The 21,959-nt window shown below is 64.9% G+C and carries 15 protein-coding genes; 6 read left to right on the top strand and 9 right to left on the bottom strand.

What is annotated here, in order from left to right; genetic code table 11:
• Window positions 1–32: 32 nt before the first annotated feature.
• The 7 genes from tssH to tssB all read right to left on the bottom strand — a co-directional run bounded on the left by tssH (window position 33) and on the right by tssB (window position 8,591).
• Entirely contained in the window at window positions 33–2,576 is a 2,544-nt protein-coding gene (gene tssH, locus V3H56_RS15550; protein ID WP_338473567.1) for a type VI secretion system ATPase TssH, read from the bottom strand.
• A gap of 1 nt (window position 2,577) precedes the next feature.
• Window positions 2,578–3,603 carry a type VI secretion system baseplate subunit TssG gene (gene tssG, locus V3H56_RS15545; protein ID WP_338473566.1) on the bottom strand — a complete coding sequence of 342 codons (1,026 nt, stop codon included), beginning with the start codon at window positions 3,601–3,603 and terminating at the stop codon, window positions 2,578–2,580.
• Window positions 3,567–5,357 carry a type VI secretion system baseplate subunit TssF gene (gene tssF / locus V3H56_RS15540; RefSeq protein WP_047738841.1) on the bottom strand — a complete coding sequence of 597 codons (1,791 nt, stop codon included), beginning with the start codon at window positions 5,355–5,357 and terminating at the stop codon, window positions 3,567–3,569. Before tssF ends, tssG begins: the two co-directional genes overlap by 37 nt.
• Window positions 5,341–5,784, bottom strand: coding sequence for a type VI secretion system baseplate subunit TssE (tssE, locus tag V3H56_RS15535; RefSeq protein WP_042732188.1), 444 nt, complete (start codon window positions 5,782–5,784; stop codon window positions 5,341–5,343). Before tssE ends, tssF begins: the two co-directional genes overlap by 17 nt.
• 12 nt (window positions 5,785–5,796) lie before the next feature.
• Window positions 5,797–6,294 (bottom strand): Hcp family type VI secretion system effector, encoded by a 498-nt coding sequence (locus tag V3H56_RS15530; protein ID WP_024776584.1) that lies wholly within the window; start codon window positions 6,292–6,294, stop codon window positions 5,797–5,799.
• Window positions 6,295–6,518: 224 nt separating this feature from the next.
• Entirely contained in the window at window positions 6,519–8,000 is a 1,482-nt protein-coding gene (gene tssC, locus V3H56_RS15525) for a type VI secretion system contractile sheath large subunit (protein WP_042732187.1), read from the bottom strand.
• A gap of 30 nt (window positions 8,001–8,030) precedes the next feature.
• Window positions 8,031–8,591, bottom strand: a complete 561-nt coding sequence (gene tssB, locus V3H56_RS15520; protein ID WP_338473565.1) for a type VI secretion system contractile sheath small subunit — start codon at window positions 8,589–8,591, stop codon at window positions 8,031–8,033.
• 223 nt (window positions 8,592–8,814) lie between these two features.
• Between tssB and V3H56_RS15515 the strand changes: the two genes are divergently transcribed.
• Genes V3H56_RS15515 through tssA form a run of 5 tightly spaced genes read left to right on the top strand, consistent with a single transcriptional unit; the run spans window position 8,815 to window position 16,361 of the window.
• Complete coding sequence (locus V3H56_RS15515; RefSeq protein ID WP_042732185.1) at window positions 8,815–9,267, top strand: hypothetical protein; 453 nt, start codon at window positions 8,815–8,817, stop codon at window positions 9,265–9,267.
• 49 nt (window positions 9,268–9,316) lie between these two features.
• The gene (gene tssK, locus V3H56_RS15510; protein WP_338473564.1) at window positions 9,317–10,648 is read left to right on the top strand and encodes a type VI secretion system baseplate subunit TssK; all 1,332 of its coding nucleotides are present in this window, start codon (window positions 9,317–9,319) and stop codon (window positions 10,646–10,648) included.
• An 18-nt stretch (window positions 10,649–10,666) separates the two neighbouring features.
• The gene (locus V3H56_RS15505) at window positions 10,667–11,428 is read left to right on the top strand and encodes a DotU/TssL family secretion system protein (RefSeq protein WP_338473563.1); all 762 of its coding nucleotides are present in this window, start codon (window positions 10,667–10,669) and stop codon (window positions 11,426–11,428) included.
• Window positions 11,425–15,282, top strand: coding sequence for a type VI secretion protein IcmF/TssM N-terminal domain-containing protein (locus V3H56_RS15500; protein WP_338473562.1), 3,858 nt, complete (start codon window positions 11,425–11,427; stop codon window positions 15,280–15,282). Before V3H56_RS15505 ends, V3H56_RS15500 begins: the two co-directional genes overlap by 4 nt.
• The gene (gene tssA / locus V3H56_RS15495) at window positions 15,279–16,361 is read left to right on the top strand and encodes a type VI secretion system protein TssA (RefSeq protein WP_042729184.1); all 1,083 of its coding nucleotides are present in this window, start codon (window positions 15,279–15,281) and stop codon (window positions 16,359–16,361) included. The genes V3H56_RS15500 and tssA overlap by 4 nt, the downstream gene beginning before the upstream one ends.
• A gap of 40 nt (window positions 16,362–16,401) precedes the next feature.
• Here tssA and V3H56_RS15490 read toward each other — a convergent pair whose 3' ends face one another.
• Entirely contained in the window at window positions 16,402–17,355 is a 954-nt protein-coding gene (locus V3H56_RS15490; RefSeq protein ID WP_042729183.1) for a 2-hydroxyacid dehydrogenase, read from the bottom strand.
• A gap of 301 nt (window positions 17,356–17,656) precedes the next feature.
• Here V3H56_RS15490 and V3H56_RS15485 point away from each other — a divergent pair, with 301 nt between their 5' ends.
• Window positions 17,657–18,937, top strand: a complete 1,281-nt coding sequence (locus V3H56_RS15485) for a serine/threonine transporter (protein ID WP_042729182.1) — start codon at window positions 17,657–17,659, stop codon at window positions 18,935–18,937.
• Window positions 18,938–19,197: 260 nt separating this feature from the next.
• Here V3H56_RS15485 and acnB read toward each other — a convergent pair whose 3' ends face one another.
• Window positions 19,198–21,798 carry a bifunctional aconitate hydratase 2/2-methylisocitrate dehydratase gene (gene acnB, locus V3H56_RS15480; protein ID WP_042729181.1) on the bottom strand — a complete coding sequence of 867 codons (2,601 nt, stop codon included), beginning with the start codon at window positions 21,796–21,798 and terminating at the stop codon, window positions 19,198–19,200.
• Between the last annotated feature and the right edge of the window lie 161 nt (window positions 21,799–21,959).

Genomic DNA, 21,959 nt, shown 5'->3' with positions numbered 1-21,959 from the left:
AGGCCACCCCCTGCGCTGCATCGGCGTTGCGTTTATTCCAGGGCCCACTGCGCCAACTTCCCCGTCACCTGCGTCATCAGCACATTTTCGATATCCCGCGCGCCGGCCGCGCTGCATTTGGCGAGCACGGCCTTGACGATCCCGGGGTCGAACTCGAACGGCTTGCCCGTCGCGGCCTTGTAGCGTGCACGCAGTTTTTCCAACTTCGCCAACACGATCCCCTCCAGCGTTGCCTCATCCAGCGGCCGGTACGCCACCACCGTCATGCGCGCCAGGAAGGCCGGACGAAACGCTTGCAACAACACCTTGCGCAAGGCTTCGTTGAAGGCATCGCTGCCCAGTTGCGCAGCCGGGGTGTCCAGCAGCAATTCAGCACCGACGTTGCTGGTGGCGAGCATCACGGTGTTCTTGAAGTCCACCACCAGGCCGGTGCCGTCCTCCATCAGCCCCTTGTCGAAGACGTTGTAGAACGCTTCGAGCACATCGGGGTGAGCCTTCTCGATTTCGTCCAGCAGCACCACCGAATAGGGTTTGCGCCGCACCGCTTCGGTGAGCACGCCACCGCTGCCGTAGCCGACGTAGCCGGGCGGGGCGCCTTTGAGCTGGCTGACGGTGTGGGCTTCCTGGTATTCCGAAAGGTTGATGCTGATCAGGTTGCGTTCGCCGCCGTACAAGGCATCGGCCAGGGCGTAGGCGGTTTCGGTCTTGCCCACGCCGGTGGGGCCCACCAGCAGGAACACCCCGACCGGTTTCTGCGGGTCGGTGAGGCCGGCGCGGTAGGCTTGCAGGCGTTGGGCGATGGTGTCGAGCGCCGGGCCCTGGCCCATCACCCGTTGCCCCATGCGCTGGCCCAGGGTGCGCACGGCGTGGGCCTCGTCGGCGAGCATCTTGCCCACCGGGATGCCGGTCCAGCCGGCGATCACGGCGGCGACGGTCTTGCTGTCCACCTGTTCGGGCACCAGGGGATCGTCCTGGCGAATGGCATCGAGGCCGGCTTCCAGGCGCAGCAGTTCGGCGGCCAGGTCATCGATGCGGTTATCGACCTCGGTGTCGGGTTTTTCAGCATCGGCCCGCTCGCTCAGGGCCAGCAGTTCGCGCCGGGTGTCGAGCAGCTCGCGCACTGCTTCGCGTTCTTCGCCCCAGCGGGTTTCCAGCTCGCGGATGGCCTGCACGTTGCTGGCCGATTCGCTTTCCAGCAGGGTGATGCGTTCGCGGTGATCCAGGCCGGTGGCTTGCTCGCGTCGCAGGCGCTCGACTTCATCCTTGAGGCTGTTCTGGCGGTGCCGCAGGCTTTCCAGCGGCGGCGGTACGTCGTGCTGGCCGAGGGCGACTCGGGCGCAGGCGGTGTCGAGCACGCTGATGGCTTTGTCCGGCAACTGGCGTCCTGAAATGTAGCGATGGGACAGCTTCACCGCTTCGTGGATGGCCGCGTCCAACACCTGCACGCCGTGGTGCTGCTCCAATTTAGTGGCGACGCCACGGAGCATTTCCACGGCGGTGAGTTCGTCTGGTTCTTCGACCTGCACCAGTTGGAAGCGGCGGGTCAGGGCCGGGTCTTTCTCGAAGTATTTCTTGTACTCCAGCCAGGTGGTGGCGGCCAGGGTGCGCAGTTCGCCTCGGGCCAGGGCCGGCTTGAGCAGGTTGGCGGCATCGCTGCCACCTTCGGCACCGCCGGCACCGATCAACGTGTGGGCTTCGTCGATGAACAGGATGATGGGTTTTTCGGCGCTGCGTACCGCGTCGATCACACCCTTGAGGCGTTGCTCGAATTCACCCTTGACGCCCGCGCCGGCCTGCAACAGGCCCAGGTCGAGCACCCGCAGCGTCACCTCTTGCAATGACGGCGGCACATCTGCGGCGGCGATGCGCAGGGCCAGGCCTTCCACCACGGCGGTCTTGCCGACGCCCGGGGCGCCCACCAGGATCGGGTTGTTCTGCCGACGCCTGAGCAGAATGTCGATGCATTGGCGGATCTCGCTGTCGCGTCCGACGATCGGATCGATGCGGCCTTCCCGGGCGTCGGCGGTCAGGTCCTGGGTGTACTGGTCGAGTACCGGGTCCTGCTTTTGCGGCGCCTCGCCAGGCTTGGCAGCGCGTACGCCGCCGGTATGTTCGCGGGAGCTTTCGGTCCACTCCAGCAGGTGGGTGCGCAGGGCGTCCCGGGGGATGCGCAGCAGCGATGAGGCACTGTTGAGCAGCAAGCCGCGGCGCTCGTCGCGATCGAGCAGGGCCAGCAACAACAGCCCGGAACGGATGCTGTCCAGGCCCAGTACGCTGGCCTGCACCACGGCATCCTCCAGCAGGCCGATGGTCTGCGCCGACAGGGCAGGGGTGCGAGTGCTGCCGGACTTGAACAGCTCCAAGGCGCGATTGGTTTCGGTCGCCACGGCGTCGCGTTCCAGGCCGAAGCGCGGCAGCAGGCAGGCGAAGTCACCCCCTTCGATGTCCAGCAGCTCCAGCAGCAGGTGTTCGATCTCGACGTAATGATGGCCGCGTTGCAGGCAGCGTTGCGCGGCCCGTTCCAAGGCGCGGCGGTTGTCCGGGTTGAGGCGTCCGATCAGGCTGGCCAGTTCCATTTCAGGCGATCTCCGGCTGACGAAGGCGGGTTTCGATGCGTTGCACGGCCAGGCTCGGCTGGCGTTGCAGGCCGCCGTTCCAGCTCAAGCGCGGCGCCGTCGGGTGGCCGAGTTGCAACGGCCCGGCGCCACGGACCAGCAGCACCAGCGTGCAGTCCAGGTCCGGGCCGAAATACAAGGCATAGAGACTGGCGAGCATCGGATGGACGTCGCCGTCAGGCAGCAGGCCGTTGGCCTGGACGGTGCTCAGTGGGCCCAGGGTCAGGCGCACGCCGGCATGCTCGTCCCAGACCCGGGTCCCGGCCACGGCCGTGCGACCCAGGCACAGGTTGCGTCCCCCGGCCTGCAAGCGGCTGCGGCTGGCCGGCGGGATTTCCCGCCAGCCCCCGGCATAGCCGGTCAGTTCCACGGGCAGGCCGAATTGCTCACGGACAATGGCCGCGAAGCCGGCCAGGGAACGACGGCCGTCGGCGTACAGCGCGGTGCAGGCGAGCACGGCGCAATCGGGAGCGGCCTGGCGCTCTTGCAGGGCCTTGGGCAGCAGGCCGGTCAGCGCCCGCAACTGCGCCTGTACGGCCGAAGCCCCGGGGGCGGTGAAGCCCAAGGCAATGCGGTGCTTGCGCATCACCTTGTACAGCAGGCTGAGCAGACGATGCTGGAACAGGTCGAGAAATTCCGCTGGGGCGTGGTCCCGCGCCCGTGCCCGTTGTTGCAGCCATTCCTGGTAGGCGTAGGGCAGCGGACCGTCCGGGCCGCCGAGGCCGAAGATCGGTGTGGTCAGGGTCGGTGGTGAGCCGGTGTCCTGCTCCAGGCGCTCGACTTCGCTGGCGGCGAACACGGGCGTCAGCGGCCCGCGCAGGCGCAGCGCCTCGGCGTGCGGGGCAGTGCCGCTGCCGAGGGTTTCGGCCTGGGGATGCTCGCGTTCCAGCACCAATAGCGCCTGGAGCCATTCGAAGCGTTGCGGGTCGCGTCGCAGGCGTTGGCTCAGGTTCAGAGCGTCAGGGGCTTGCCGGCTTGGGGTTGCCATGTCTTCACCTCCTTGTCGGACTGGACCAGCACCGTGCGCACGAAGCGGTTGGCGGTGGCGTAGAGGGAAAAGAACTGCGCCAGCACCCCGGAGAACAGCACGGCGCTGCTGCCGACGAAATGCTGCGGGTCCAGTTGCAGGCGCACTTCCAGGCCGTTGCGCCAACCGCGCCAGGCGTCCTCGCCAACATGGGCGATGACCCGTTCGCAGCCCAGCCCCAACACGCCGTCGATCTGGCGCCGGGCGCTGGCCTCGTCGCGCAGGTTATGCAATTCCAGGATCTCGCGCAGGGCATCGAGCGCCTGGGGGCCTTCCACCAGGGACAAATGGTTGAGGGTCAATTGCGACACCAGTCGCCAGCGCGACTCGCCGTCCAGTCGCGGCAGGCTCTGGGGGCTGGGTGGGTTGCGCAGGCGGGCCCAGGCCACCGGCCCCGGGCGCTCGAAGCCCAGCGGGGTGCCGGCGGGCAGGCTCTGGGCCAGGTGTCGGTTGGTGCAGAGCAGTTCGGCGGTGAGGCTGTAGTCGCGAGTCTCGGCCAGTGGGTCGAACCGGGTGTCCACCAGACTGACCATCAGGTCGGTGCCCAGCCGGTTCGGGCTCATGCCGCTGACCCGCCGTGCATGCCAGTAACACGACGGGTCGTTGCCATGCTGGCTGCCGTAGTAGGCCGGCACCTTGCGCACGCCCTGGCTGGAACTGGCGCGCATGCCACGGATGCTGTGGATCTCGACGCTGTTTTCCCGATGACTGTCGGCCACCAGGCGGTATTCACTGCGAGTGCCGTCCGGGCGCAGCGGTTCCGAAGTTCTGGGGAACAGGTTGATCACCGGGGTGCAGCCCAGCGCGATGTCGCTGGCCTGGAGCGGCAGGCGGCTGGCCGGAGCGCGGTCGAACACGATGTAGAGGTACAGGGAGGCGTTGTCGCTGTTCGCGCCGGCCAGTGGCAGGTCGAAGAAACCGAATTTGTCGGGGAAGGCAAAGTACTCAGCCAGCAGACGCATACCCGGGTGCACGCCGTCCTCGTCCGGCAGCAAGGCCTGGTCGCTGCCGAAACCGACTATTTGCGGCAGGCCGGCCAGTGGCTCCGGCACGCTGCCGGGTGGCCCGGCGAGGACCTTGATGGCGTGGGCGCCCAACAGGTCATAGAGCCAGGCATTGATGATCGGCGAGGCGGCTAGGTGCACCCGCAGGTGCTCGATCCCCAGTGTCGACCACTGGCTTTCACCCAGGCAACGCAGGTTCAGGCGCAAGGCCGAACGGGCCTGGACCACCCCGGTCAGCGCTTGGGCCTCGTCGCTGCCCAGTAGCAGCGCCTCGCTGATTTCCAGCGGCCACAGATGCACGGCGGCGGTGGTGCGAAAGTGAATGCTCTGGCCCTTGTCAGTGGTGACGAACAACGGCGTGTCGCGGGGCAGGGGGTAGCCCTCGTCGAGGTTGCCCTTGCTCGGGTCGGGTTCGAACTGGACGATGGCACACGATGGCAACGGGCGCATGGCCAACGGGTAGAGCTGTTCGAGCAGGGCGTCGCTGAACTCGGCGTAATCGTCGTCCAGCCGACGTTGCAGGCGCGCCGCCAATAACGCGAAACCCTCCAGCAGGCGCTCGACGTGGGGGTCCGGGCATTCGCCAGGGGACAACTCCAGGCGCCGGGCGACCTTGGGGTAGCGTTCGGCGAACAGGCTCCCGGCGTGACGCAGCCAGGTCAGTTCGCGCTGATAATAGTCCAGCAGTTGCGGGTCAATCGAGTCGCTCATGGCGCACCTCAAGGCCGTCGTCGGCGGGCTCGATCACAAAGGCCACCGGCCAGGCGTGGGGGTCGCCGCGCAGTTCGCCCAGCAGCCGGATGCACAACTGTTGTGGCTGACCGGGCACCGGGCAGACCTGTACCTCGCCCAGGCGCAGGCGAGGTTCGAAGTGGCTGACCGCCTGGCGGATCTCCCGGGTCAGTTGGCGCCGATCATCGCTGCGTTGCTGTTGCAGCGCGGTCCAGTCGGCAATGCCGTAGTCGAGGATGCTCGGTGGCTCGGTCAGTGCCCGTGGCCCGCGCCGGGTGTTGAACAGCCGCGACAGTTCGGTGTGGACCGAGTCCTGCAACGCCTGGCGATCGAACGCCCGACCGGTGTCGTCCGCCGGGCTGGCCAGGCGTTCGAACAGCGGCGGACGAAACCCGAAGCCGGCCATGGCGCAGCCTCCTTACTTGGTCATTTTGTTGGCCGCCAGGTCCCAGGTCGTGCCCGCCGTACCTTCCTTGGTGCCGTCGTCTTTCTGGGCGGTGAGCTCCCATTTGATCTTGGTGAAGTTCAGCGACAGGGTTTCCACCGGCTTGCCGCCCGTGCCGCCGCTGACGCTGACGTTGGACAGCACGACGTTGGTGAGGGTGTAGACGATGAACGGCATGATCTTGCCGCTGCCCTCGGCGGCGTTGCGGCCGATGGTGATGACGGCCTGTGGGATCGGCTTGCCGGCGCAGCAATACTCGTTGAGCGAGGGCGTGGAGCTGTCGATGAACTTGGTCAGGGTGAACTCACCGATGTGCGGCCGGCCGGAGGTGCGCTCCGAGTTGCTGACGTCATTGGTGACCTGCATGGCCACGTTGTGGCTGTAGGACATGACCTCGATCTTGTCCGTGAAGCCCTCCAGCAGACTGTCGCCCTTGATGTCGCCGCCGAGGTCGAGAATGATTGCATCCATGGTGTGGGACTCCTGAAGAAAACGAATAGGTGGTGCCAATACCGTAAGAACGAACGCCAAACCTTGTGGCGAGGGGATTTATCCCCGATGGGCTGCGCAGCAGCCCCTTGTGCCGATGACTCAATCTGTCGCAAGCACCGAGTCGCCGGGAATCGGGGCCGCTTCGCGCCCCATCGGGGATAAATCCCCTCGCCACAAAACTCCCTCGCCGCAGGCTTCGGTCGTCAGGCCGCAACCGGTGGCGGCAGGGTCGCCACCAGGCGGATCGACGCGGTCAGTTCCTCGAGCTGGAAGTGCGGCCGCAGGAACACCGTGGCCTTGTAGGCGCCCGGCTTGCCGGCCACTTCCGTCACGTCCACCCGCGCCTCGCGCAACGGGTACTGCGCCTTGATCTCCTGCGGCGCGTTGTCGTTGATCAGGACGTAGTCGGCGATCCAGTTGTTGAGGTAGGTCTGCACGTTGTCGCGGGTCATGAAGCTGCCGACCTTGTCGCGCATGATCACCTTCAGATAGTGGGCGAAGCGCGAGGCCGCCAGCACGTACGGCAGCATCGCCGAGATGCGCGCGTTGGCGTTGGCTTCATTGGTGTTGTAGAGCTTGGCCTTGTTGGTGGTCTGGCCGCCGAAGAACACCGCCACGTCGCTGTTTTTCTTGTGGCACAGGGAAATGAAACCGAGGTCGTTGAGTTCTTTTTCGCGGCGGTCGGTGATCGCCACTTCGGTCGGGCACTTGAGCGAAAGGTCCCCGGAGCTGGTGCGGAAGGTATGGGCCGGCAGGCCTTCCACCGCGCCACCGCCCTCGGCGCCGCGGATCGCCGCGCACCAGCCGTACTTGGCGAAGGCCTCGGTGATGCGTTGCGACAGCGCCCAGGCGGCGTTGCCCCACAGGTACTTGCTGTGGTCGGTGCCGTTGACGTCCTCGACGTAGTTGATGCCTTCCACCGGCAGAGTGTCCGGCCCATAGGGCAGGCGCAACAGGAAGTGCGGCAGCACCAGGGACACATAGCGCGAGTCTTCGCTTTCGCGGAACGAGCGCCACTTGATCAGTTCCTGGCTCTCGAAAATCTTCGACAGGTCACGGGGAACCGCCAGTTCGGTGAAACTGGTCATGTCGAACAACCGGGGGCTGGCGGCGGCAATGAACGGCGCATGCGCCGCTGCCGCCACGTTCGAGAGTTTTTCCAGCAGGCCGATGTCCTGCGGGTGCCGGCCGAAGGTGTAGTCGCCCACCAGCAGGCTGAATGGGTGCCCGCCGAAGGTGCCGTATTCTTCTTCGTAGATCTTCTTGAACAGCGCGCTCTGGTCGAATTCGACGGCCTTCTCCAGGTCGTTCTGCAGCTCCTTCTGGGTCACGTTGAGCAGGCGCAACTTGAGCCGGGTGCTGGTTTCGGTGTTCTGCACCAACAGGTGCAGGCCGCGCCAGGAGGCTTCGAGTTTCTGCAGCTCGGGATGGTGCAGCACTTCGTTGAGCTGGGCGCTGATCAATTCGTCGATCTGGCTGATGCGGTCGTTGATCATCGCCACGGTGTCCTTGTCGATGGCCATGCCTTCGTCGAGAACCTGGGTGGCGAATTCGGCCAGCATGTCGCGGGCGTAGTCCTGCTGGCTGTCGTCGTGGGCCATGCGGCCCTCGGCGATGATCTTGTCCAGCAGGGACAGGGTCTGGGTCGTGCTCTCGCTGGTTTGAGCGCTGGATGAAGCAGGCATGGCTTTATCTCCCTTGAATAATGAGCGCGATCAGGCCTGTGGTTCGGCGGGGGCCGGGTCATCGTTGGCGGCTACGGCGGGCAGTTCCGGCGAGGCGTCCTGGGGCCGCGCCGACTTGATCTCCTGCAGGCCCTCGGTGTTGGCGATCACGTCGCGCAGCAGCTTGTCCAGGTCGTCGTTGCCATCGAGCTTGGTCAGCAGGTCGCGCAGGCGTTGGCGGGCTTCGAACAAGCGCCGCAGCGGGGTGACCTGTTCCACGACCTTGACCGGGTCGAAGTCGTCGATGTGGCGGAAGTTGAGTTCGATGTTGAGCTTGCTGTCGTCGCCGCTGAGGGTGTTGTTCACCTGGAGCGTGGCACGTGGGGAGATGGAGGCGAGCACCTCGTTGAAATTGTCCCGGTCGATCTCCGTGAATCGCCGCTCATTGAGCTTGGGCAACGGGTCCAATGGCTTGCCCGAGAGGTCGGCCAGGATGCCGACCACCAGTGGCAATTCCTTTTTCTCGATGGCGTTGCCGATTTCCACGTCATAGGTGATCTGGACGCGGGGAGGGCGAACTCGGTCGAGCTTGTGCTGGGTACTTTCTGCCATGGTGGCCGTCTCCGATGCATGTGGGGCGCAATGCATCGGGAGGCCCGCTCATCGCAATCCCTTGCTGATCCACAGGTTGCAAATGAAGGGCAGAAAACCTGTCATTCCCTTGACGAACCTGGCGCATTCGACCGTGCTGGCCGAACTATCCAAGACGCTAGAACAGGTCTATAAAAATGCAAGCAAAAACAATTTTTGACCGCTGAGAAAAGGAAGATTCATTTTGCGTGTGTTTTTTTCCGGATTTTTTTTGAGCCTGGTGCTCACCGGTTGCTCGCTCTTTGCTCCCAGCGTCGACCTGGACAGCCTGACCCTGGACGTCGCTTCCGGGGCCAATGACAACACGCCGATCGCGGTGGATTTCATCGCCGTCGAAGACCCGGACCTGCTCAAGCAGTTGTCGGGGATCACCGCCCGCCAATGGTTTGCCGAACGCGAACAGTTCCAGCGCGATTATCGTCAACGCATGGCGGTCTGGGGACTGGAGCTGGTGCCGGGGCAATTCATCGACCATCAGCCCTTCCCCTTGGAGGGGCGGCGTGCCGCTGGACTTTTGGTCTTCGCCAGCTATAACACTCCCGGAGCCCACCGGCTTCGGCTGGACGACCAGCGCACGGCCTGGCTGAAGTTCGAAAGTCGTGAGATGACACTGGTCAATGACGGCCAGCCCGAGTGACCGCGGGCCGCCCTGGGGGCGGCGACATTGAGATGTCGAAGGGAGTCGTATGAGTCTGTTACCTGACGCGGTGTGCTGGCATGAGGGCATGCAATTGCTGCCCCAGCATTTTCAATTGCAAGGGCTGCGCGCCGAGGCCCTGGCCGCGCATTTCGCCGGTGCCTGCAACCCCTGGTTCTGGGGCGTCAGTCAACTGGACGTCGACCCCTCGGCCCTGAGCGCCGGCCAGGTGCGACTGCTGCAACTGCAAGGCACCTTGCCGGACGGGTTGGCGGTCAACCTGCAGGCCGGGGTCGGGCCGACCCTGGAGCTGGACATCAACGAGGCGGTCAACAAGACCGACGACGCCACCGTGACCGTGTACCTGGCCGTCAGTCCGCTCTGGCGTGCCGGGCAACTGCTGCCGCTCAAGGGGCGCCTGCAATCGGTGGTCGGCGAGGCATTGCCAGACCTGACCAGCGGCGAGTTTCCCGAGTCGATCACGGTCTGGCGACCCAACCCCAGGCTGTGCACGCAGTTGAGCCGGGCCGACTCGATCTGCCTGCCGCTGCTGCGCATTCGCAAGGAGGGCGGCGGCTTCTGGCGCGTGCCCTACACGCCACCGACGCCGGTCCTGTTGCCGGAATCGCTGTTGGGCCGGCGCATCGTCGAGCTGTGCGCCCGGGCGCGGGAAAAATGCATGTTCCTCGCCGGCCGGTTGCGCCAGGCCCAGGCCGCCGGCAACCAGGACGACGCCCTGGAGATCCGTCGACAATTGACGGCGCTGTGGGCGCGGCTGCCGGAAGTCGAAGGGGCGCTGAACACCCGGGTGGCGACGCCGCAATCGCTTTACGGCGCGCTGCTGGGGTTGGCTGGCGCGTGGTCGGCCCTCGATCCGCTGGCGGGCGTGCCGGCTTTCGCGCCGCTGGATTTCCTCGAATTGCAACGCGGCTACGAGCCGTTGCTCGACTGGCTGGAAACCACCCTGGAGTTGATCCGCGCCGGCTATCGCAGCCTGGCCTTCGAACGTAACGAACAGGTCTTCTCGATCCAGTTGCCCGACGACCAACCGACCCAACGCCTGGTGATCGGCCTGCGCATGCCCAACGGCGCCAGCGAGCAGGCGGCGGGTGAATGGCTGCGTGGCGCGATCATCGCCTCCGCGCCCCATGTACCGCTGCTGAGCCGACAGCGCATGAGCGGGTTGCCCCACCAGGCCATGAGCCGCAATGAGCAGGTCGCCTACAGCGTCGGCGACGACACCCGTCTGTTTGTGGTGGCCGCCAGCGGGCAATGGTTCGACGGGCAATTGCCGCTGCACATCGTGGCGCCGGCGTCGGCCCAGGCCAGCAGCCCGTGGCAAGTGGTGTTGTTCGTGGCGCAAGCCGGTGAAAGTGCCTGATCGCAAAAGGGGAGTCGTATGCCAGACGGAAGTGGCGGGGCGGTTCGGGGTCTGCACGAGGCGCCGCTGAGCAGCGCTTTTCGCCAGGCCTGGCTGAAGTGGTCCCAGGAATGGCAGGACCTGCCCAAGGAAAGCGACCCCGCCGTCGTGGTCAGCCGCGTGGTGGAGTTTTCCGGGCGCTGCGCCCAGCGCCTGTGGCGAATGGCGTTCGCCACCGTTGGCGACGCCGCGAGCGAGCAGGTCAAGTCGGTGGTCTATGCCTTCGTCGCCCTGGTGGACGAAACCCTGCTGTTCACCCCGTGGCCAGGGCAACTGGCCTGGCAGCAGCATCCGCTCGAATCGCGAATGTATTCCAGTCGCCAGGCCGGCGAGCGCTTGCCCGCGGCGATCAAGAAACTGCTGGATGAGCAGATGCCCGGCACCCGCGACCTGGCCAATGTCTACCTGCAATGTTTGATCCTCGGTTTCCAGGGCCGCCTGCGGGGCGAGCCTGGCCAGGTCCTGCATGAAAAATGGCGGGTGGCGCTGTTCACCTTCGCCTGGCAGCACGAACCGGACTTTGTCGATGTCAGCGAACGCCTGGCGCTGTCGGCGGCGACACCGCCGCTGCGGTTGCCGGCGCAGCAATCGCTGCCGGACGGGTTGCGCCTGGGCCTGGCGATCCTGGCGATGGTGGTGTTGCTGACGGGGTTGGGGCAGGTGTTCTGGCGCGACATCCGTGGGGCACTCGAACCGGTGCTGCAACTGAACGAATCGGTGGTCCAGGAGCAGGACTCATGAGCCCTTTGAGCATCGTCGCGCTGGTGGTGCTCGCCATTCTCCTGGTGCTGTTGGTGGTGGCGGCGCTCTGGTGGCTGCGCACCCAGGGCGGGGCGGCGATCCGCAGTTTCTATGGGGCCGTGCGCCACATGGAGCAAGAGCAAGGCGTGCGGGACCGCTACCAGATGCCCTGGCTGCTGATGCTCGGCAACGACACTGACGGGGCCCAGCTGTGCGCCCAATGGCGCCTGCAACCGACGGACAAGGCGGCGTGGTTTGGCCGCTGGTGGTCGGATGCCGAGGGCGCGGTGCTGGTGGTGCCCCAGGCGTTGTTTCTGCCCGAGGAAGGCATGAACCGGCAGCGGGGCAATTGGTGGCGCCTGTTGGGACTGCTCCTGCGCTTGCGCAGCAAGCGGCCACTGGATGCGGTGATCTGGACCGTGCCGTTCGACCGGCTCGGCGACATCGAGCACACCGCCGACTTTAGCCTTAAGGTCCGGCGCAGTTTCATCGACCTGCTGCAACGCTTCGGCCTGAGTCTGCCGGTGTACGTGGTGATTACCGGGATGCAAGAACTGCCCGGCTTCCAGGAATTGATCAGCGCACTGCCCGCCGAGGCACGGGAATCGACGCTGGGCTGGTCGTCACCCTACCTGCCGGAGGCGGCGTGGCAGTCGCAATGGAGCGATCAGGCGCTGGATCAGGTCAATGCCGCGTTGTCGCAATCGATCATCGAAATCGGGGCGCTGTCGGGCCAATTGAGCAGTGATCTCTATGGGCTGCCGGAGCGCTTCGAAGGTTTGCGCCGAGCCTTGCAGATCCTTCTGGAGCCGGTGTTCCAAGGCAATGCCCAAGGCGAGGCGCCGCGTTTTCGCGGTGTGTATTTCACCGCCAGCCAGGCGTCGGCCACTGGCGCCGACGCCGTGATCGCCAGTGACAGCGCCTTGCGTCAGACGGTGTTCGCCCGGCAGTTGTGGGCACGGCGGCTGGTGGCCGAGCGCGGCCTGGCGCAGCCGGTGCCCCGACTGTTGCGCTTGCGCCAGCGTTGGCATCGGTTGGCCGGTGCGGTGGCGCTGGTGGTTGGGTTGGCCTGGATGGGGGGCATGGTCTGGGTCTGGCAGGACTCGATCGAACAGGCCGAGGAGCTCTCGCAACTGATCCTCAGCACCCACAAGAACCATTGGGTGCTCGACCCGGACAAGCCCCGTCTGGAACCGACCCGACACAATGTGCAGAACTATTGGAGCATGCTGGAGAAGGCACCGCGCTGGCGCTTCGTCTCGGTGGTGTTCCCGACGTCGTGGTTTTCCTCGGTGGACACGCAATTGGAGGAGGGCTTGCGCCTGACGGCCCGGCACCATTGGATACTGCCGTTGCGCGACCTGCTGGCGGCGGACCTGGAGCAGCTCAAGGCGATCCGCAACACCGAGCGACGTGGCAACGTGCAAAGTGAAGACCCGGCGCAATGGCAGAGCTACGTGAAGGCCAAGGACCTGGTGGAGCGGGCGGTACGCCTGGAGCAGCACAACCAACTCTTCAACCAGGCGGTGAACAACCCCAAGGCGCCCCTGGATGAACTGGTGCAACTGAGTGACAACGCGTTGTCGCTGAACCTCAACACCGGCACCTTGAGCCGCGCACGCTTCTACAACCGGGTGCTGTTTGACGCCCACAACGATGATTTGAAGGGGCTGGACCTGAACGCCGCGCGACCGGTGGTCTCGGACAATTTCACCGGCCTGATGCAGCGCTGGCTCGATCATTACTTCCTGGCGGACAACTTCGTGCGCCAGGCCGGCTACCTCAAGCTGCACCTGCAACGGCTGGAGGCCGGTGGCGGCAACTCCTTGAGCGAGCTCGAAGACCTGATGGCGCTGATCGACGATTTGCAAACACTGGTGAGCCTGACCAATGCGGCCTGGGGGCGCGGCAAGGGTCAGGACCTGGTGCCCGGTTACACACAACTGATGGACAAGGTCGGCCACAGCACGCTGCTTGGTCCCGACATCGAGCAGGACCTGGAGAGCCAGGCGGCGAAGCTGCAGCAGAGTTTTCGCGACCAGTGGATTGTCCAGGCCGGTTCCCGGGACAACTTGCTGGTGCAACAGGGCAGTGGGCTGTTGGTGTTGCAGGATCACGTCACGGCGCTGAACGGCGCGGTCCAAGCCTTGTTCAAACGTGATTTCGTCGCGTTGGCGTTGCAGAAGGCCCCGTCGGACAGCGACACCGATCCAACAGGGCAGGGCAGCGGCAGCGATGACTTCAGCGTGGCCCTGAATTACTTCGCCAGCTACAAGAGCTACACCAACGAGGAACTGTCGCGCATCCCGCCGGTTTACCGGGAGGCCCTGATCCAGGCGGCTGAAGGCGCCGCGGCCCGGGCGATGTGGCTGAGCCTGGATGAGAGCGACGAACAGTTGCCGGGCATGCCCTTCAACGTGCAAACCACCCAGGCAGTGGCCTTGCAAAAAGCCTTCATGGACGTGCACCGCAGCGATCTGGCGACGCGCTTGCAGCGCTTGCTCAATCGCCGCGCCCTGGCGCAGATCAGGAGCGCCCAGCAGGAGATCGAAGCCCAGCCGCTGTTCAGCCAGCGGGCGGATGTCCAGCGCTGGAACGGGTCGAAGAACTTTGGCCTGCAACTGTATGGCGCCACCGATCCCCAGGACCTGAAGCTGAACCTCAACCAGCAGTTCGCCGCCATGTTGCAGATCGCCGAGCAGCGTATGCCGGCGCTGGAATGGCTGATCGTCCAGCAGGACAACCTGTCGGCCCTGGAACATGACCAGGTGGCTCGGTTCATGGCCCTCAATGACGAGTTGCTCAAGTACAAGAGCCAGAACCCGGCAAGTTCGGCGGCGCAGTTCGAACAGTTGGTGAGCCGCGACTTCATCGAGATGGACACGGCCTCCTGCGCGCAGATCCTGCAGACCTCCAACCTGTCCGGCGGGCGCGGCGACGTGGCCCAGCGTGCGGTCGCACTGCAACAGAGTGCCCTGCAACGCTGCCTGTACCTGCAGCAGAACCAGGCGGCGACCGCCTGGAATGACCTGGCCGACTACTTCAATCAGTACCTGGCCGGGCGCTTTCCGTTTTCCCAGGATGTGCGCGCCAGCGACGCTGACCCGGCGCGGGTGCAGCGGCTGCTGGAGTTGATCGACACCCGCTTGCCTCTGGCCCAGGCGGGGCTGACCCTGAGCCAGACCCCGGACCGCCTGGCCGCCGAAGATTTTCTCAAGGGCTTGAAACAGGCCGGTACCTGGCTCGGGCCTCTATTCGTGCGGGACAAGAGTGGCCTTCTCGGCGTGGAGATGGACGTGCGCTGGCGCACCGATCGCGAGCAGGAACGTGGCGCCGACCAGGTGATCGCCTGGGATTTGAGCGCCGGCAACCAACAGATCAACTACCCGGGCGAGGCCCAGCAGAATCTGCGCTGGATGGTCGGGCAACCCGTCAGTCTGACGCTGCGCTGGGCGCGCAACGGCTACCAGCGTCCGGCCAACGACCCCCTGCAGCCGAACCTGGTGGTGCGCGACCTGGAGGCGGGTTGGCAGTACCAGGGGCCGTGGTCATTGCTGCGCCTGATGCGTTCGCTGGTGTCGGCCCAGCGCCAACCCAACGTCGACTACACCGATTTCCCGTTGACCTTGCAGTTGCCGGTGATCGCCCGCAATCCGACGCAGGCCCCGCAGCCTCAGGGCCTGGCCCAGGATCGCGTCGCCCAGCAAACCCTGATGTTCGTGCGCGTGTCGTTGATGAGCCAGGGCTCGAAGCTGCCGCTGTCGATGCCGCCGCTGCCGACCCGGGCGCCCCGTTCGCCGTTCATGGCGACCTCGTCGACGTCGACCATCGCCACCCGTGAGGAGACCCCATGAGCTTGCCGATCAGCCCATTGCCCGAATTGGTCACGCAACTGCTGGAACCGCTCGACGCCCAGGCGCCCTGTGGCCAGGATTTGCGCTACGAACCGGTGTACGACCGATTGCGCGAGTTGCGTCGCGAGGACGACACCAGTCTGCCTGCTGGTGTCTGGGAGTCGCCGATCAAGCGCGCCCAATGGCCGGAGCTGGAACGGCTCGCCACCCTGCTGCTGCTTGAGCGCAGCAAGGACCTGATGATCAGCGCCTGGCTGGGGGAGGCCTGGCTGCACCTGTCGGGCCTGGAGGGCTTGCCGGGCAGCTTGGCGCTGGTGGCGGGCCTGTGCGAACGCTACCCGGAGCACTTGCACCCCCAGGCCGAGGACGGCGACTGCTCCTGGCGGGTGATGCCGTTGGAGTGGTTGGTGCGACGCTACAGTGAGGTGCTGCTGACCCGGGTGCCGTTGCTCAATGGAGATGACCCGACCTACGCCAATTTCTGCCTGCATGACTGGCAACGCCTGCAACGCCGGCTGGTGCTGGGCAATGACAGCAAGAGCGCCAAGGTCGCGGTCGAGACGGCGCGGACCGATCAAAAGAAACTCGACGAACTGATTCGCGGCACGCCGTTGTCGTTCTGGTTGCATCGCCAGGGCAGCCTGATGTTGAGCCTGCAACACCTGCAACGGCTCCAAGCCTGGAGCGATGCCTGCCTGGACCAACTGGCCCCGAGCTACAAACCCCTGCAGGATGTGATGCAGGCCTGGCTGGCCTTGGTAGAGGAGTTCATTGCGATGCACCCACAACAACCCAGCGTCGCGCCGGCACCCGCTGCGCCGACGGCTGCGACGTCGGCCGAGCCGTCACAGGTGGCGCCGGCCCAGGTCTTCCAGGAACCGGCCAACCGCGAAGAAGCCTATCGCCAACTGCTGGTCATTGCCGGTTACCTGGCCCGCACCGAGCCCCACAGCCCGGTGCCCTATTTGATCCGGCGGGGCGTGGAGTGGGGCAACAAACCGTTGAGCGAGCTGCTGGGCGAGTTGATCAGCGCCGACGCCGAATCCCGACGGCTGTGGACGTTGCTGGGGGTGCTGTAAGCCCTGTCCTGTGGCGAGGGCGCGAGCGCCCCTGCCACGATCAGCTGTAGGACTCGGGCAGCGGGACCGGGGTCAACACCGGTTTGCCTGAAAAGAATGCGTCCAGGTTCTGGCCGACCAACTCGACCGTGCCACGGGTCGCTTCCGGTGACAGGCCGGCCACATGGGGAGTCAGGACCACATTGGGCAGGCTTTTCAGCGCATCCGGCACTTCGGGCTCGTGATCGAACACATCCAGGGCCGCCCCGGCAATCCGCCGGTGTTCAAGCGCGCTGATCAGTTCGGCGGTGGCAACCACGCTGGCCCGGGCGATGTTCACCAGAAAACCGTTCGGGCCCAGGGCATCGAGGGCCTGCTTGTTGATCAACTGGCGCGTATCCAGGCCGCCGGGCGTGGCGACGACCAGGAAATCCGAAGCCCGTGCCAGTTCCGTCGGCGTGGCGCAGAAGGTATAGGGCACGTCGTTGCGCATCCGGCGATTGTGGTAGCTGACGCTCATGTCGAAGCCGAGGGCGGCCCGTTTGGCAATCGCCATGCCCACGGCGCCCAGCCCGAGCACGCCCAGTCGCTTGCCGGCCAGGGACGGGCGCATGACCTTGGACCACTCGCCCCGGCGCACGCTGGCGTCGGCCCGGGGGATGTCGCGCACCAACGCCAGCAGCAGTGCCATGGCATGGTCGGCCACCGAGGAGGCGTTGACCCCGGCGCCGTTGGTCACCACGATGCCGCGGCTGCGCGCTGCCTGCAGGTCGACCTGCTCGTAGCCGGCGCCGATCACGCAGATGATCTGCAGGTTGGGCAGGGCGGCCATTTCCTCCGCCGTCAAGCCCAGGGGACCACGGGTCAGCACCGCGTTGAACCGTTCGCCATGTTCGAAAATCGCGGCCTTGCGCTCGGCCGGCGTCGGCGCCAGTTCCAGGTGATAGCCCTGGCGCTCGAGGATCGGCAGGTATTCATTGACGGTTTCAACCAGTACCAGGACGGTGACGGGCATGCTGTGCTCCTTTGGGCTTTGGCGCGATCGGGCGGGCTCAATCAGCGTGGGAGCGAGCAGGCTCGCTCCCACAGGTTGCATTTTGTCCTGAGTGTAGGAGCTGGTGTAAAGCGGCGATAGCCTGGCCAGCGCGTGCCCCGGCATTTTTGTTGTGATGGGCAACCACTCCTCAGCTAAGCCTTTGCTTCTGCTCGCTAATCCCGGACAATCGCGCCCCTGTTTCGGCCAGGGCGCTGCCTGTCGGGGTTTTCCGACTCGTCTTGGCCGGGTGCATGTGACCGGAACGCGGAGATCCGACCGGATGAATGATCAGGCCAATAGCGTCGAAGAGCGCTTTGAAACGATAGCCCCAGCCACTCTCGATCAATGGAGTCGCCAGGACACGACCTGGATGCTCGGGCTGTTTGGCACCGCCATCGGTGCGGGCACGCTGTTTTTACCGATCAATGCGGGCCTCGGCGGTTTCTGGCCGCTGCTGATCCTGGCCCTGCTGGCATTCCCCATGACGTTCTATGCCCACCGTGGGTTGACCCGCTTCGTGCTGTCCGGTCGTGATGGCGCCGACATCACCGAGGTGGTGGAAGAGCATTTCGGCATCAAGGCCGGTGCGCTGATCACGCTGCTGTACTTCTTCGCGATTTTCCCGATCCTGCTGATCTACAGCGTGGCGCTGACCAATACCGTGGGCAGCTTCCTGGAGCATCAACTGCACATTCAGCCGCCTCCCCGGGCGGTACTCTCGCTGGTGCTGATCCTCGGCCTGCTGGCGGTGGTGCGTTGCGGCGAGCAGGTGATCGTCAAGGCGATGAGCCTGATGGTCTACCCGTTCATCGTGGCGCTGCTGTTCCTGGCGGTGTTCCTGGTCCCGCACTGGAATGGTGGCATCCTGAGTACCGCGTCGACGGTGCCTGAGCCTTCCGCGCTGCTGCACACCTTGTGGCTGGCGATCCCGGTGATGGTGTTTTCGTTCAACCATTCGCCGATCATCTCGGCGTTTGCGGTGGACCAGAAGCGCCGTTACGGCGCCAATGCCCAAGCGCGCAGCGCGCAGATCCTGTCGCGTGCCCATGTGTTGATGGTGGTGATGGTGCTGTTCTTCGTGTTCAGTTGCGTGTTGACCCTGTCCCCGGCGCAACTGGCCGAGGCCAAGGCGCAGAACCTGTCGATCCTGTCGTACCTGGCCAACCACTTCAGTAATCCGACCATTGCCTTTGCGGCGCCGTTGATTGCGTTCGTGGCCATCTCCAAGTCGTTCCTCGGGCACTACATCGGTGCGAGCGAAGGCCTCAAGGGGCTGATCGTCAAGAGCGGCCGTCGTCCCGCTCCCAAGACCCTGGACCGCCTCACGGCCGCGTTCATGCTGGTGGTGTGCTGGATCGTCGCCACGCTCAACCCGAGCATCCTGGGCATGATCGAGACCCTGGGCGGCCCGGTGATCGCGGCCATCCTGTTCCTGATGCCGATGTACGCCATCCGCAAAGTCCCGGCCATGGCCCGTTATCGTGGCCAGGCGTCGAATGTCTTTGTGGTGCTGGTAGGCCTGGTGGCGATCACCGCGCTGGTCTACTCCCTCGCCGCCTGACCTGCAACCCTCACCTTGTGGGAGCGAGCTTGCTCGCGAAAGCGTTGGATCAGGCACGAAGATGTTGGCTGAGCTGACGCCTTCGCGGGCAAGCCCGCTCCCACAGTGGTTCTGTGGTGTTGATGGGAGTCAGGTTCACCTCCATCCCTGTGGGAGCGGGCTTGCCCGCGAAGGCGATGGTTCGGCTGGCACCAATCTACAGGCATAAAAAAACGCCGCCCCTCGCAAGAAGGGCGGCGTTTCAGTCGAGCGTCTAAGCCTTAGGCTTGAACGACCGGGATGTTGGCGTTTGCAGCCGCTTCACGGAACTCGGCGATCTGGTCGAAGCTCAGGTAGCGGTACACGTCCGCTGCCATGCTGTCGATCTTGCCGGCGTATTCCAGGTACTCCTCGACGGTCGGCAGGCGACCCAGGATCGAAGCCACGGACGCCAGCTCGGCCGAAGCCAGGTAGACGTTCGCGCCGTCGCCCAGACGGTTCGGGAAGTTACGGGTCGACGTCGACACCACGGTGGAGTTCGGCTCCACGCGTGCCTGGTTACCCATGCACAGCGAGCAACCTGGCATTTCCATCCGTGCACCGGCCTTGCCGTAGATGCCGTAGTAGCCTTCTTCGGTCAGCTGGTGAGCGTCCATCTTGGTCGGCGGCGACAACCACAGGCGGGTTGGCAGCTGGCCCTTGACCTGATCCAGCAGCTTGCCGGCGGCGCGGAAGTGACCGATGTTGGTCATGCACGAACCGATGAACACTTCGTCGATCTTCTCGCCAGCAACGCTGGAGAGCAGACGGGCGTCGTCCGGGTCGTTCGGCGCGCAGAGCACAGGCTCGCTGATGTCGGCCAGGTCGATTTCGATGACTTCGGCGTATTCGGCGTCGGCATCGGCTTCCATCAGCTCTGGGTTGGCGATCCAGGCTTCCATCGCTTGTGCACGACGCTCCAGGGTCCGGGCATCGCCGTAGCCTTCGCCGATCATCCAGCGCAGCAGGGTGATGTTGGACTGCAGGTACTCGGTGATCGACTCTTTCGACAGCTTGATGGTGCAACCGGCGGCGGAACGTTCGGCCGAGGCGTCGGACAGCTCGAAAGCCTGTTCCAGGGTCAGGTTTTCCAGGCCTTCGATTTCCAGGATGCGGCCGGAGAAGGCGTTTTTCTTGCCTTTCTTCTCGACTGTCAGCAGGCCTTTCTGGATGGCGAAGTAAGGAATGGCATGAACCAGGTCACGCAGGGTGATGCCAGGCTTCATCTTGCCTTTGAAGCGCACCAGGATCGATTCCGGCATGTCCAGCGGCATGACGCCGGTGGCTGCGGCAAACGCCACCAGGCCAGAACCGGCCGGGAACGAGATGCCCATCGGGAAGCGGGTGTGCGAGTCACCACCGGTGCCCACGGTGTCTGGCAGCAGCATGCGGTTCAGCCACGAGTGGATGATGCCGTCGCCCGGACGCAGGGAAACGCCGCCGCGGGTCATGATGAAGTCAGGCAGGGTGTGGTGGGTGGTCACGTCGATCGGCTTCGGATACGCCGCGGTGTGGCAGAAGGACTGCATCACCAGGTCAGCGGAGAAGCCCAGGCAGGCCAGGTCTTTCAGCTCGTCACGGGTCATCGGACCGGTGGTGTCCTGGGAGCCCACGGTGGTCATCTTCGGTTCGCAGTAGGTGCCAGGACGCACACCGGCTACGCCGCAAGCCTTGCCGACCATCTTCTGCGCCAGGGTGAAGCCCTTGGTGCTTTCGGCAGGTGCTTCAGGCTTCTTGAACAGGTCGAACGGTGGCAGGCCCAGCTCGGCGCGCGCCTTCTCGGTCAGGCCACGGCCGATGATCAGCGGGATACGGCCGCCGGCACGCACTTCGTCGAGCAGGACCGGGGTCTTCATTTCGAACGTGGTGATGACTTCGTCGGTACCGTGCTTGCAGACCTTGCCGGCATGCGGGTACAGGTCGATCACGTCGCCCATGTTCATGTTCGACACGTCGAATTCGATCGGCAGGGCGCCGGCGTCTTCCATGGTGTTGTAGAAGATCGGGGCGATCTTGCTGCCGAAGCAGAAACCACCGGCACGCTTGTTCGGTACGTACGGGATGTCGTCGCCGAAGAACCACAGCACCGAGTTGGTGGCGGATTTACGCGAGGAACCGGTGCCGACCACGTCGCCGACGTAGGCGATCGGGAAGCCCTGGCCGCGCATTTCTTCGATCTGCTTCATCGGGCCGGTCTTGCCTTGCTCGTCCGGAACGATGCCGTCACGGGCCATTTTCAGCATGGCCAGGGCGTGCAGCGGGATATCAGGGCGCGACCAGGCGTCCGGGGCAGGGGACAGGTCGTCGGTGTTGGTTTCGCCAGGAACCTTGAACACGCGCAGGCTGATCTTGTCGGCCAGCACCGGGCGCTTCTTGAACCACTCGCCTTCGGCCCAGGATTGCAGCACGGCCTTGGCGTGAACGTTGCCGTTCTTGGCTTTTTCAGCCACGTCGTGGAAGGCGTCGAACATCAGCAGGGTGTGCTTGAGTTCTTCGGCGGCCACTGGCGCCAGTTCGGCGTCGTCCAGCAGCTCGACCAGGGTCACGATGTTGTAGCCGCCCTGCATGGTGCCGAGCAGCTCGACGGCACGCTTCTTGTCCAGCAGGGGGGATTGGGCCTGGCCCTTGGCCAGTGCGGAGAGGAAACCGGCCTTGACGTAGGCGGCTTCGTCGACTCCAGGCGGAACGCGATTGGTGATCAGGTCAACGAGGAAAGCTTCTTCGCCCGCCGGAGGATTTTTCAGCAGCTCGATCAGGCCTGCGGTTTGTTCGGCGTTAAGCGGCTGGGGAACGATACCCAGTGCGGCGCGCTCTTCGATATGTTTGCGGTAGGCTTCAAGCACAGTTATTACCCTCATCAGTGGTCCCAAATGGGTGTCCGGGACGCTCATCCAGAAACCCGCGGTACTCATGCGCGTCGGGGGCTTTTTGGGCCACCACGCCAGAGTTTCCGGGGTTCCTCACAGAAGCTGCTTTCAAAGTTTTACGCCTGCAGAACGGGGAG

This window comes from Pseudomonas sp. MS646, from assembly GCF_036693845.1.
In the GTDB taxonomy this organism is placed as follows: Bacteria; Pseudomonadota; Gammaproteobacteria; order Pseudomonadales; family Pseudomonadaceae; genus Aquipseudomonas; species Aquipseudomonas chlororaphis_E.
This window is presented reverse-complemented; position numbering and strand designations above follow the sequence as displayed.

Coding starts and splice junctions, on each gene's coding strand:
- tssH (WP_338473567.1), bottom strand. CDS start 2,576: ATGGAACTGGCCAGCCTGATCGGACGCCTCAACCCGGACAACCGCCGC.
- tssG (WP_338473566.1), bottom strand. CDS start 3,603: ATGGCAACCCCAAGCCGGCAAGCCCCTGACGCTCTGAACCTGAGCCAA.
- tssF (WP_047738841.1), bottom strand. CDS start 5,357: ATGAGCGACTCGATTGACCCGCAACTGCTGGACTATTATCAGCGCGAA.
- tssE (WP_042732188.1), bottom strand. CDS start 5,784: ATGGCCGGCTTCGGGTTTCGTCCGCCGCTGTTCGAACGCCTGGCCAGC.
- V3H56_RS15530 (WP_024776584.1), bottom strand. CDS start 6,294: ATGGATGCAATCATTCTCGACCTCGGCGGCGACATCAAGGGCGACAGT.
- tssC (WP_042732187.1), bottom strand. CDS start 8,000: ATGCCTGCTTCATCCAGCGCTCAAACCAGCGAGAGCACGACCCAGACC.
- tssB (WP_338473565.1), bottom strand. CDS start 8,591: ATGGCAGAAAGTACCCAGCACAAGCTCGACCGAGTTCGCCCTCCCCGC.
- tssK (WP_338473564.1), top strand. CDS start 9,317: ATGAGTCTGTTACCTGACGCGGTGTGCTGGCATGAGGGCATGCAATTG.
- V3H56_RS15505 (WP_338473563.1), top strand. CDS start 10,667: ATGCCAGACGGAAGTGGCGGGGCGGTTCGGGGTCTGCACGAGGCGCCG.
- V3H56_RS15500 (WP_338473562.1), top strand. CDS start 11,425: ATGAGCCCTTTGAGCATCGTCGCGCTGGTGGTGCTCGCCATTCTCCTG.
- tssA (WP_042729184.1), top strand. CDS start 15,279: ATGAGCTTGCCGATCAGCCCATTGCCCGAATTGGTCACGCAACTGCTG.
- V3H56_RS15490 (WP_042729183.1), bottom strand. CDS start 17,355: ATGCCCGTCACCGTCCTGGTACTGGTTGAAACCGTCAATGAATACCTG.
- V3H56_RS15485 (WP_042729182.1), top strand. CDS start 17,657: ATGAATGATCAGGCCAATAGCGTCGAAGAGCGCTTTGAAACGATAGCC.